Below are 12269 nucleotides of genomic sequence, written 5' to 3'. Positions count from 1 at the left end.
CAAGGATTTATTTGTTATAAAACAGGTGATTGGGCTTTCTGTTGGTATTTGAAATTAGGGTTTCTCATTTTGACAATCACTTTGAACGATTCGACTAACGACTACCGTTAATGCTGCCAGAATGTAAATTGGCCAAGTGAAACCTTGAGTGAGGAAAGTGCCTGATACGATGGTCCCGATCAGCCCACTTAAGACTGCATTTGCTCCAACAGATAGGGTGTAATCCGATGTTGGCGTCAGTAGTGAAATAGAATGCAAAGAGGTTCGAATCAATGACACAATCAATGTAATGAACACGGCGAGTCCAACAAACCCCGTTTCCGCTAATACGCCAAACCAAGTACTGTGTACGGCGTGATTGATGCCATCCCAGTGAGGGCTATAGAAATAGTAATTAAAGTAGAAATTATCAAGCCCAACCCCAGTTAACGGATGGTGGAGAGCCATTTTAAATGCGGCTTCCCACGCGTAAAGTCGCCCCATCGCAGAGGCATCTATACCATCCTCGGCTGCGCCACCCGATTCTCGCCCTGAGATACCAGCAAATGCGTAGAGTACGATGGCTGCTACGGCGCCTAGTACTAAGACTAACGTTTTGCTTTTGATGTGCTTAAAGGCAAAGTACGCAAATACCGATAAAGAGCCTAACAAGCCTCCGCGGCTTTGTGTCTCAATAATCGCAAAAAACAACACCAAACAGGTAACAAGTGCGAAGAGCCGGAGATGCTTAGGTGAACGTTTCTCCATTAACTGACTAACGGTAAAGGCGAGGGGAAACATTAATACCAGCGCCAAGTCGTTCGGATCGCCGAGTACTGAACCTATGGAGCGTCCAATCGATACGCGCGTCCCTTCGACTAAATCAATGCCATTCGCTGCGTTTTGTAATGCGACTAAACCAATCAACAATCCGGCGAAAATTATCGCTTTCGACATTTGTGCTAACTGAGCCGGTTTGGTAATAAGCCAGGTGATCGCCAATGTCATAATGATGATTTTCCAATAGGTATTTTTGAAAACTGTAATGGCAATGTCACGACTGGATGCAAAGACGATGCCGATGATCACCAACCCCCAAAATATGCACAGCCATTTTAATGAAGGGTGCCAAAAAGCAGTAAGCTGGCGACTTATCAAAAGGTGGAAAGCAAGTGCGGCCAGTGCCCCCAATGATAGTAGCAATGGGATCTTAAAGTTATAGATAACGGGAAACGCTTCATGAATACGAAAGAATGAAAAAATAACGAACAGCGTGACAAGCCAAAACGTTTGGTTGAGAACGAACAGTAAAGCCAGCGGGGCGAAACATAATGCGACAATCAAAATAGGGTGAGGCATAACAATCCAAAGCAGGCCGATACAGACGGTAATCGTCAGCGCTGCGATGGACTGCTTTCTTCTCACCTTGCTTTCAGTCATAACGAGTATCTCTTCACCTGTCCACGCCATTTCACCATGTATCGAGTGAGCGCATTTAGCGTCTCTTTACTCATATAGCGAGTGGCTATCCCTGCCAGCAAAGTGCATGTCAAAATGCAAATTGCGATGGCGATGCCTATTGATTGTGAGGAGTGAAGCAGGAACAGTGCCACACCGGAGATAATCTGCAATAAAACCATCAGACTTAGGTGAAAAGGCAACGGCATGCATTGTTGGCCTACCACATAAGTAAGGCCAAGCTTACACAGTTGAGCGTAATAAAGCGCAATGAAAACTCCATAGATACCCAGGGACGATAGGCCAAACAGCAAAGCAATTGCAACGCATGCTGAGACGACATTAATACCCAGTAACCAGCGAGTACGACGCTTGTACAAAATGGAAATATTAATGAGCTCGCTCCACTCTTTTAGCATAGCGATAGGCAGTAAGAACAAGCTGAACAGTACCGCCTCATGATAGGTTTCTGGTAACAGGTAAGTGATCATCACCATTGCTAATGTGCCGACTGCAACACTTAAACCGGTAATGTAAATCATGCCTAGATGAGTGATGCGCACAGCTTCTGTACTCTTACGACCTTCTAGGTAATTAAATCGACGTGGCATCCACCACATGCCAAATGGCTGAACTAAAATACACATGCCAACCGCAAATTTTACGGCTATCGCGTAAATCCCTAAGGTCGCAAGTGAGGCGTTCGCGCCGATGAACCAGCGTTCAGCGCCATTGAGACAAAACGCAACCAATCCAGCCATCATCATTGGCAGACAGTAATTTAGGTATTGTTTCGCCACTGTCATACTTGGCAGAGTCATGCTGTAGCGGTTAATGATGTGCAGCCAGACAAACTGAGTAATAGCAGCCAACAAGCCACCCCATAAAACAGAAATAACATGTGGGTGAACAGACAGCGCCGTGATGATGAAAATGACCTGAAAAACAGTGGTAGTCACCATGACGTTAAGTAGGGTTCTTGCTTTGTCGTCCTGTGTTCTCAACCAAGCTGTGCCGATTGCGATACTGCCTTCTAGAACGATAGCAAACATAACAATAGCAAACTCGACTCGCGTAAAAGGTGCAGGAATAGGCGCGAGCATAATGATAGCGAGTAGGCATAAAGCCACGATGCCAGCGATGAATAAAGCAAGTGAGTACAGCTGGTTTAGAAGGCTTGTGCGCGTATTTTGATCCTTTTCAACCCCGACGAATCGATACAGCGCTTCATGTAAAGCGAAACTGACGAATAAGGTTGTGACAACGCCAAAGGTGGTAAGCAGTTCAAGCTTGCCCATTTGTTCTGGTGAGAGAAAGTGGGGCAATACAGGCAGCATGATTAAGCTGATGCTTTTGTTTATCACTAACGCGATAGCGAACAGCGACATGTTGGTCATTGCTTTAGACATGGTCATATCCTTTGATGTATCGCGGTGTTTTGAGTTTACAATCGCCATTCGGTGCGGATTCTGCTGCAAGGTGCTGAGCGATTGGCAGATAACAACGTTCGGCCGTATAAAGTTGAGAAACGTTGAGTGCTTCGATACCCATTGTCACTTTCATCCATGGAGACTCATTCAAAAGGCGAATTGCGTTATGTAACGACGCCACATTGTTTGGTGTGTACTTGATGCAATTGCGGCCATGCGTCAATACGCGATCCCAGTAGCTATCATCATGTGGGATGACGATGCACATGCCTGCTGCGAGAGCTTCTAAAATGGATAATCCAAAAGGTTCGTTAACACTGGTGGAAACAAACACACCACACTGAGAGCGTAGGTCATCGAGGTTATCTGGGCATTCATGCCATTCAACACCTTTTGTGGTGAAGTCTGGTGTTGAATATTCCACACCTGCCACATTTGGTTTGATGTAACACACGGTAGATTTGATCTCTTTTGTCTTATCAAGTGTTAAAGCATCAAGAAAAAGATCGATGTTCTTCCATTTTAGTAAGCTGGCCGCCCAGAAGACGCGGTTTGAAATCGGATTTGCTTGTTTTGGCCAACGGTCTCTCGATAGTCCGTTAACAAACGTAGACGCATTCAAACCACACCAATAGCGTTCAGTGGCTGGCTTCTCTGTTTTGAGGTAGACCTGTAAGGCCTCTAGCATCGATTCTCGGGTGTTTGCCAAGTAATAAATTGCGGATGCTTTTACCAAGCAGTAGCCGGAAGATCTTGAACGACCAACTGGACCATGAACCATTTGTACCACAGGCTTTTTGCTGATTAATCTTAGTAAGTACAAAGGCATATCGTTACTTGGGCAAGATAGACCTAAAAAGCTATCTATCTTTGGTAGTTTCATGCACGCAAAAATCAGTTGGATAAAGTAATACGCGTTCATTAACCAGTAAGTGAGGCCATGAGTGGAGCTCAGTGGTGATGGTTTGATTTTGATAATCTGCACACGAGGCGTATCGCTAAGTAGTGACTCCCAATGCTCTGGATTCGTGGTCAGCAGATAACCAATTACGTTCAGTTTATCGCACTGTTTGAGGAGCTCTGCATTCGCAATTTTAGAACCACCTTGCATTGGGATGGCGTCGAACATTAATACACGTTTCATGACTGGCCTCCTCAATTGATGCTCAACCAGCGTGAAAGAGGCTTCATGCAGTGAGTCATTGGCATTGGTGTAATACTGTTGTTCTCAAGCTCACCTTCATAAATACGTTCAATGGCGCTTATGGATGCTGCAGTCGTGAGGTTTTGGCTAGCATGAAGATAGGCGTTTTCAGCTAGCTTGTTTCTTAGTGCTGCATCCTGCATGACTTGTTGGATCGCGTTTAATAAGCCTGCCATTCCGCGATTCTGGTACAGTAGCGCAGAGTGATTATGCTCGAACAACTCAGGGATGCCTCCTGTTTTTGGTGCGACGATAGGCAATTGGGCTAAAGCCGCTTCCCCTAATACGAGACCAAAGGCCTCTTCATAGGCGCCGCTAATAAAAGCGTCTGCATTCCCAGACATCCATGCACCAGCATTACTTTTTTCCCCGACAAAGTGGACTCTGTCTTGGATACCGAGATCCGAAGCAAGTTGTTGCAATGTTTCTCTTTCCTCGCCATCGCCAACGATAACAAGATGAGGATTATCGTGATGGTAATTGTGCATGCGCATAGCGCGAATAAGGCGGTCGAATCCTTTTCTTTTAATCAACGAACCCACCGAGAGAAAGGTAAACGCTTGTGGAGGTATTCCGAGGTGAGCCTTGATATCAATGGGCGTATCAGAGTCTTGAAGCGATACACCGTTGTGCACAACATAAAGCTGGTCTTCTGGGTAACCGTCCTGAATAATTTCACGACAGACATCTTTACTAACGCAAATCAATTTTGGGGAGAGGTGTAGCCCAAGAGAGAAGCGATCTCGCAATGTATAGTGACAATGAAGTTGAGTGACAAGTGGGATGTGATTCATGCGTGCAGCCAAACACATCCATTGACAAGGACCACCGCTATTAACGTGTACCAAGTCGATATTGTGTTTTTCGATCAGTGCTGAGCCCTGTTTGATAAGGCTATTCCATCCGCTAATATCCCAGCGAGGCGCACTCCAGCCACCAACGAGATTGAAAACAGAATGTTCCGCTTCAATTCCGAGCGATTGACACTTATCGATTAGTGGCTGGCAGTTTGACCACACGAATGGCTCAAACTTATCACGGTCAATCCCTGAGATGAGATCCAGAAGTACCACTTCACTGCCGCGAATCCAGTTATCACCATAATGAACATATAGAATGCGTTTTGGAGTAGTCATAAGTCACCTCTGTCTCATCATTAACTTGTGTTAACTGCTGAGTTGCAACAGAGATGCCAAAATATGCCATTAGTTTATGTGTTTGAATATTATTAGATATTTGTGCTTGGACTTAAGTGGAGAAGCAATATTCTCATATTGAGAACCAATATGGCTTATTGCTCCGTTTCAATTTGATATTTTCGTAGCAATACAGGAATAACGCTTTGCGCCGAGAAATCATCAATAATGGTCTGCCGAGCGTTTTGACGAATGAGAGATTGCTGCGCTTCATCAAGAGACATCCAATGTTTAAGGCATTGAGCGAGAGATGGGATGTCATTGACAATAAAGCCATTTTCGCCAGTTTGGATAATATCGGGCAAGCGACCCACGCGTAGGCTCATCACGATTATTCCTCTAGCCATTGCTTCAAGCGCCGCCATAGGCAGGCCTTCATAGCGAGAAGAAATTACCAGCACGCCAATGTTTTTCCAAACGGTCTCCATTTCAGTTTGATGACCGAAAAATTTCACATTTGAAGGGGCAATTTGGGCGAGTGATTCTCTTTCTGGTCCATCACCGTAAACACTAAAATGCAGTGTTGGGCAGAGCTCAGCCACTTCGATAAATTGGTCGGCACCTTTTTCTTGGCTCAATCGGCCGACGAAAGCGATTTCTTGATAGTTGAGATTACGATCGGGAATCGAAACAAAGTTATTCAGCAGCTCCGAAGGGAAAATGATTTTACGCTGAATGCTTGGGCTGACGGAAAAGCAGTGGTTAGAGAGGTAGCCTGAACTTCTATCAAGCCAATCATAGAGCCACAGTTTGCCCGAGGATGATTCTCCTGCATGATAAGTTGAAATCAAGCGAGGAAATGTGCGCGTGAGTAGCTTGGCACAGCGCGCTAAGATTGACGCTTTGTAACCGTGGGAGTGAATGACCGATGGTTGGTGATTGGCGACCGCGCTTGTTAGGTGTTTGATCTTTAATGCCTTATGTGGCTCACCAGACAAATGGTTCAAGTAACTCACAGGGATGGTGGATTCTTCTGCTTTCTCTACAATCTGTGCTGGTGGCGAGTACTCAGTCGTTAAGACAACACGTGCTTTGTGCCCAAATGTCATTAATCCACGAGCAAGCTCTATGACGTGACTTTCGATACCGCCAAACAGGCGGCTATCAAGAAAAATCCAAATTTCACCAACGGCAGGTTTCTCAAGATTGTTCGAGATTAATTTCATCCGCTTCCCACGCTTGTTTTTTTCGGTAAACCGTAGATGGGCTTAGCTCCAGCATTACGGCGGCATTGAGGACGTTGCCATCACAGTATGCGATTGCGTTTTGAATCGCCTCACGTTCCACTTGCCACATAGGGCGAATGGTTCCATCAGAGTTAAAGTAAGGCGAGGCAGCCGCTGAGGATTGTATGCTAGGTTCCGTTGTCGGTATTGACGGTTCTCTAGCGGGGGCCGACTGTTCCTCAACATACACAGGTTGGGAGGTTATTGTTGGAGGGGGTGCTGGCTCTTGAGTTACATGTGCGGGAGTGGATGTTCTCACCGTTTTAGACTTTCTAGTCAGTTGGGCGGGTAGGTGATTCACCGTGACTTTTTCGTCATTATTAAGCACTACAATGTTACGTATGATGTTTTGCAATTGCCTTACATTACCCGGCCATTCGTAGTGCTTGATGATATGTTGAGCTTCGCTGTCGATTGTTGAGAATTTCTTTTTGTCCTGTTTGGCATAAGTGGTCAAAAAGTGCTTGGCTAGCGTGACAATGTCACTTCCTCGCTCGCGTAGGGGGGGCATATCGATAGGTATTACGTGTACGCGGTAATACAAATCTTCACGAAAACGACCTTCTTCCACTTCTGTTAATGGATCTCGGTTGGTGGCACAAATGATTCGAACATCCACCTTCATCTCTCGAGTGCCACCAAGCGGTGTGTAGGTTCCTGTTTGAAGAAAACGGAGCAACTTCTTTTGCATCTCAAGTTCCATTTCACACAGTTCATCGAGAAAAAGCGTACCACCGTGAGCCAGCGTCGCAGCACCTTTTCGGTCTGTTGTGGCTCCGGTAAATGCGCCTTTAACGTGGCCAAAGATCTCACTTTCCATTAAATCTCGTGGGATAGCCCCGCAGTTAATAGCAATAAAAGGCTTGTCTTTACGATCGCTCTGACGGTGCACGGCTTCAGCACAGACTTCTTTACCTGTGCCGCTTTCACCCACAATAAAGACACTGGCAGATGTTGGAGCAACGGCATCAATGGTTTTATATACCGCCTGCATTGGGAGACTTGAACCGAGAAATCCGTGATAGTTATGGCGATCAAACTTGGACTGAATGTTTTCTACTAAATCTTCCAGTTTGGCGCGTTTGAGGTGCAATGCAACAGAAGTTTTTAGGCGATCAGCGTTAATAGGTTTTTCTAAGAAATCTTCCGCGCCTTTTTGAATTAGGTTAACGGCTAAGTCTACGCTGCCATGCGCTGTAGCAATAATAACGGAGGTAGGAATGTCATTCTGGTTGATCCAATCCAACACGTCTTCACCAGACATATCGGGCAGTTTCAAATCGAGAATGATGAGCTGAGGTTTGCTTCTTTCAATAAATTGAATTGCTTCGCGACCTGTTTCGACATGAAAAATGTCATAAGGTTCGTCTTTGACATACTGCTTATAAAGTATGGCTAATGAAGTAGAGTCTTCTACCAGTAACACCCTTGGTCTCATAGTCCTATCCCAACGTAGTTCGTTTCACTTTTATGATTTTTGTCAGCACTATTATTTCTATTTGGCGTGATGAGCGAGTTATATGGCTTAGTGCTCTCTAGTGCTGAATATTCTCAATTTGAGAAAAGCGTTATCTAAGTATTAGCACAAGGTGGAAAATTTGCGAAAAATCCATACTTTTTAATTGATTAAGTTAAATTGTAAATGTCTTAGATGATATCGGCATCGCACTTTAATAAGTGCGATGATTCATAAGATAATTTATCATTGAAACTGTTACTCGAATCCTTGATCTTTTCGCTTTTCTAGCGCGTCAAAAGATTCATTTGCCAGCTGGGATAGAGACTCACAGAGAGCCAATGCTTCTAGTGTTTTCCCTTCCACACAATATTTCTCAATCATTCTTGCTTGTCTGGAAAGCGTTCTGTTACCTAAAGCAAGGGCAGAGCTGCCGAGTGTATGAACTTCGAACTCTAATGTTTGGAGGTCTTTCGCGCTTAATGCTTGCTCTATTTTCTCCATGCGCTCTCGTGACTCTTCAATATAGTGTTCAATCAGCGTAGGGATGATTTCGGCGCACGTATCTTTGATCATTTGCTGGAGAATGTGTTCATCCACCAATTCTTGTTCGATAGTCGGTGTGTTATTTGCAGTCATATTGGCGCTCCCTATAACATAAACAGTTCACTTTTCTTAATTTGTTGAGATATCTTTTCTTTCCACTTTTTGGGTAAAAAGCGTAGCTTGGAAACTTGGCGGATCAACTCATCTTTCAGGCTAGGTGTATGCTTCATATTCAGCACGGAACCAATCAAATTCGCATCGCTAGCATCAAGTAGTTTTTTGGCTTGTTCGAGTTGGGTTGCCGTCGTAGAGCCATAATGTGCGACTAATAAGGTGGCATCACATACGCCCGCAATCACTTGAGGGGCAATATTGCTTCGGTTGACACTCAGAAGTGGAGATGTGTCTATCACGACGCGCTCGTACTGCGTTAACCACTCTGCAATATTGCGCTTCAGCATTGTCGGATCTCGGTACGCCAATTGAGTGCTGGCGAGAGATGGAGCAGGGAGACCGACTAAGGTTTGATGCGTATTTTCTCTTGTGATCAGGTGGCCAACTTTTTCTGTATCATCAAACTCGTGAATGGTTCGATAAGCGGGCTTGAACAAGTTAAGATCCACATACAAAGTATTGTGTCCAGCTAAAACCAGACGCTCAGCTAGAGATGAAGCAACGGAAGTGACGCCGTCTTCAGACTTACAACCCACGACACAAATCGTTTTGTGGCCTTTCTGTTCACTCTGAAGATAAATTTGCTCAATCTCAGCGTGAGTGGCAGGAATAGTCATTACAACGCTCCTATTAACACGATGGTTGTGGTGATTTGTAAAATATCTCTTAATCCGGCTCTTGCTTTTTCAGCAAAGCTTTCGTCTTTATGTGGAATGTAAATAGTGTCGCCTGCACGGATGACTGGTAAATCATAAATGTTGGCGGTTTTGCTAAAGTTCACCAAATCAAATGTTCGAGCTTGGCCCTGACAGCAAGACATGTTGACCACACTGATTTTTTCAAGATACGCATTGTTTGTCGGGCCTCCTGCTTCGGCCAGCAAGTCAAGTACCGTCATGTTGTCATTAAATACATAGCGCCCAGGGTCTCTTACTTCACCTAATACACGCACGGTGGATTCTTTGGAGCGATCCAACCAGTTTTTGTTTTTTTCCGGAATGTAAATGGTATCGCCGGGACGAACGTGGGGCAGAATAGACTCATCGCCCGTTTCAAAGTACATCGACAAATTCAATTTACTCACTTTGGCATAGCCTAGGCCACGGTGCGTCACACGAATATTGTGAATATCGGCATCCATTGTTGGTCCATCGGCGGCAGATAAAATATCCAGAAAGTGCATCTCTTCGGTAAAGCGATAGCGGCCTGGGGCATTGATTTGACCGAAAACATATATCGAGGCATCAGAGCTCTGGCTTACCCATTGCGATTTGTTGTCTGATGGATCGTCAGGTAATGCATGGACTCTTACTACCGTGCCAGCAGAAACTCGGGGCAGATTCGATGTTGGTGAGCCATCTAAAATGTATTGATCTAAATCGAACTGTGTCATTTGACCATTATTGGCGACTTCAATTTTGGTGGTGTCAGCTCTACGTGTTGGGCCGCCAACATGCGCAAGCAGATCAATTAAATCCATTTCGTCTGACCATTCAATACGTCCCGGGCGCACGACTTCTCCCATCACAGCGACCGCTCGACTTGGCGCCACTTTTAGCCATGACTTCTCGTTGAAATCGGTTTTCTCAGGGACGAAAATCGCGTCGCCAGGTCCGACATTCGGTGGTCTAACCGAAGACAGCCCCTCGGTATGCGCGGTTAGGTCGAATTTGATGACCTTACCATCGGCTTTTATGACACGAATTTGGCGAGATTCTGCATAGCGAGTAGGCCCGCCTGCATTGGCGAGAATATCCATGAAGCTAGCGTCTTGCTTTCCTTCATACGCGCCAGGGTGGGCAACTTCACCCATGACATAAACCACATTTGCACCCGCTTTGATTTCTTCTTCCTGTTTTGGAACAAAGATGGTGGCACCCGGTAGGATTTCTGGTAGTAAGCTTTGATCACCCGTATCTAGATACTTTTTCAGATTAAACATGGTTGGGTTGTTATTTGTGATCACGCGAATTTGCTCAACACTGGCATATCGTGTTACGCCGCCAGCTCTCATCACGACATCAACGAGCGTGGTGTTCGGTTTGTAAGAGAATGAGCCGGGTGCATTCACTTCACCAAAGACTTTGATGGCACGAGCGGAGTCTGCGCTGTCGCCTGAATTCGCGAGTTTTGCTGCATCAAATTCCTGCTCAATATTCCCAACGAGTGGAGATGCTGGAACAAACAGTACGTCCAGCGATTCCAATTTCGGGAGCTGGCTATTGTCACCAGTATCAAGGAAACGTTTGTAGTCAAACTCGATGTTTTTGTCGCCGCGTTTAACGATCATTTTATCGAGCTGAGCACCAGCGCGAAGGCCGCCAGCTTCGTATACAAACATTTGAATGTTGGAACCTGAAGGTAAGGTATATTCCCCGGGTTTGACCACGTAGCCTTGGACCGACACTAATAACTGTTGTTGTTTGATGAAGACTCGAGCGTTGTTTACGTCACGATACACGGTTTTTAGCGTTTCGATAATCACTTCTTGGAGCTGTTGCTCATTATATCCAGCAACAAATACAGGGCCGACTTCCGGTAAGTTAATACGCCCACGGCGATCGACTTGAAACCCTTTATTTAAAGAAGCTTCTCCAGGTAGGTTAATCTGAATTAAATCGCCGACCTTAACAGTATTGTTTTCATCAGCTGACGAAGTAGGTACCCAAGCGACCAAGCACAAAAGAACTAAGGTGATAAATGGTTTCATCGTGTTCATAGCGCACCTCCTACAGATAGATTGCGATTTACTGAGGTATCGCTATCTGAATTAGGGCTAATAACCTCGATGCTTACCCGGCGATTGGTTAAACGCACGGCAGGTGTTTCACCCTCGTAAAGCGGCAGGCTGTCTCCCACAGATTTGGTGGTTACACGTTCTGAAGTGATGCCAAATACAGTCAGGTAACGCTTCACTTGTTCTGCACGCGCTTGAGCGAGTTTCTGGTTGTAATCTGGTGAGCCAGTGACATCGGCATGCCCAGTCACCACAAGAGTTAGGTTAGGGTGGTCACGTAAAATGTAGGCAGCTTCTGCCAAATGTCCCATGTACTTTGGATTAATTTCTGCTGAATCGACAGCAAATTGATTATCAATATTGAGGAGTGCATAAATTTCAGCGACGACGTTCAAATCGCTACGCAATGCTTCAATATCATCGGGTGGCGTACAAGTGGTTTGGCTTAATACATAGTCGAGTTGCTGTTCAAGTTGGTTTAAACGTCGACGCTGAATCACCAGGTCGTTAGCAGCATCTAGTAGAAGTCCGCCTTCTAACTCACGTGCGATTCTGTTTTGCTTCTCAAGCGCTTGCACTACTGCTGCAGGAAAGCACCAGCGTGCGCCTTCTTGAATCAACGCGTCTAGGTGTAGCTTGGTGAGTTGCCAATCAAACCTCAACCCATGCTCTGGACCTAACGGTTCATCGGGCATGACTGGGGAAAACTGATAATTTTCAATTGAGATATCTTGATAGTTTTCCGCCAAGCCACCTTTTCCGTGGTCTGGGTAGTCAAACGACGAACAACCAAACATGCCGACAACAAGACCGCTTACTACATATCGTCGTATAAGATTTACCATGCCAACCTCCGTTTAAAC

Annotated in this window: 10 protein-coding genes; all 10 read right to left on the bottom strand. The window is 45.4% G+C overall.

The window, feature by feature from the left end; all coding sequences use genetic code 11:
• Window positions 1-54: 54 nt before the first annotated feature.
• On the bottom strand, window positions 55-1419 hold the full coding sequence (locus tag L3V27_RS09365; protein ID WP_237311687.1) for an O-antigen ligase family protein: 1365 nt from the start codon (window positions 1417-1419) through the stop codon (window positions 55-57).
• On the bottom strand, window positions 1416-2846 hold the full coding sequence (locus L3V27_RS09360) for a lipopolysaccharide biosynthesis protein (RefSeq protein WP_193621573.1): 1431 nt from the start codon (window positions 2844-2846) through the stop codon (window positions 1416-1418). Before L3V27_RS09360 ends, L3V27_RS09365 begins: the two co-directional genes overlap by 4 nt.
• Window positions 2839-4011 (bottom strand): glycosyltransferase family 4 protein, encoded by a 1173-nt coding sequence (locus L3V27_RS09355; protein WP_006742943.1) that lies wholly within the window; start codon window positions 4009-4011, stop codon window positions 2839-2841. The genes L3V27_RS09360 and L3V27_RS09355 overlap by 8 nt, the downstream gene beginning before the upstream one ends.
• Before the next feature lie 11 nt (window positions 4012-4022).
• Window positions 4023-5207 (bottom strand): glycosyltransferase, encoded by a 1185-nt coding sequence (locus L3V27_RS09350; protein ID WP_237311685.1) that lies wholly within the window; start codon window positions 5205-5207, stop codon window positions 4023-4025.
• Window positions 5208-5362: 155 nt separating this feature from the next.
• Window positions 5363-6433, bottom strand: a complete 1071-nt coding sequence (locus L3V27_RS09345; RefSeq protein WP_237311683.1) for a glycosyltransferase family 4 protein — start codon at window positions 6431-6433, stop codon at window positions 5363-5365.
• Window positions 6408-7931, bottom strand: coding sequence for a sigma-54 dependent transcriptional regulator (locus L3V27_RS09340; protein ID WP_237311681.1), 1524 nt, complete (start codon window positions 7929-7931; stop codon window positions 6408-6410). The genes L3V27_RS09345 and L3V27_RS09340 overlap by 26 nt, the downstream gene beginning before the upstream one ends.
• A 276-nt stretch (window positions 7932-8207) precedes the next feature.
• Entirely contained in the window at window positions 8208-8588 is a 381-nt protein-coding gene (locus L3V27_RS09335; protein WP_046875251.1) for an Hpt domain-containing protein, read from the bottom strand.
• 11 nt (window positions 8589-8599) lie between these two features.
• Window positions 8600-9286 carry an AAA family ATPase gene (locus tag L3V27_RS09330; protein WP_047008761.1) on the bottom strand — a complete coding sequence of 229 codons (687 nt, stop codon included), beginning with the start codon at window positions 9284-9286 and terminating at the stop codon, window positions 8600-8602.
• On the bottom strand, window positions 9286-11388 hold the full coding sequence (locus L3V27_RS09325; protein ID WP_134646648.1) for an SLBB domain-containing protein: 2103 nt from the start codon (window positions 11386-11388) through the stop codon (window positions 9286-9288). The genes L3V27_RS09330 and L3V27_RS09325 overlap by 1 nt, the downstream gene beginning before the upstream one ends.
• Window positions 11385-12251: an OmpA family protein gene (locus L3V27_RS09320; RefSeq protein WP_046875254.1), complete on the bottom strand. Its 867-nt coding sequence runs from the start codon at window positions 12249-12251 to the stop codon at window positions 11385-11387. Before L3V27_RS09320 ends, L3V27_RS09325 begins: the two co-directional genes overlap by 4 nt.
• Window positions 12252-12269: the final 18 nt, after the last annotated feature.

The organism is Vibrio sp. J2-3(2022), assembly GCF_021725735.1.
Classification (GTDB): domain Bacteria; phylum Pseudomonadota; class Gammaproteobacteria; order Enterobacterales; family Vibrionaceae; genus Vibrio; species Vibrio diabolicus.
This window is presented reverse-complemented; position numbering and strand designations above follow the sequence as displayed.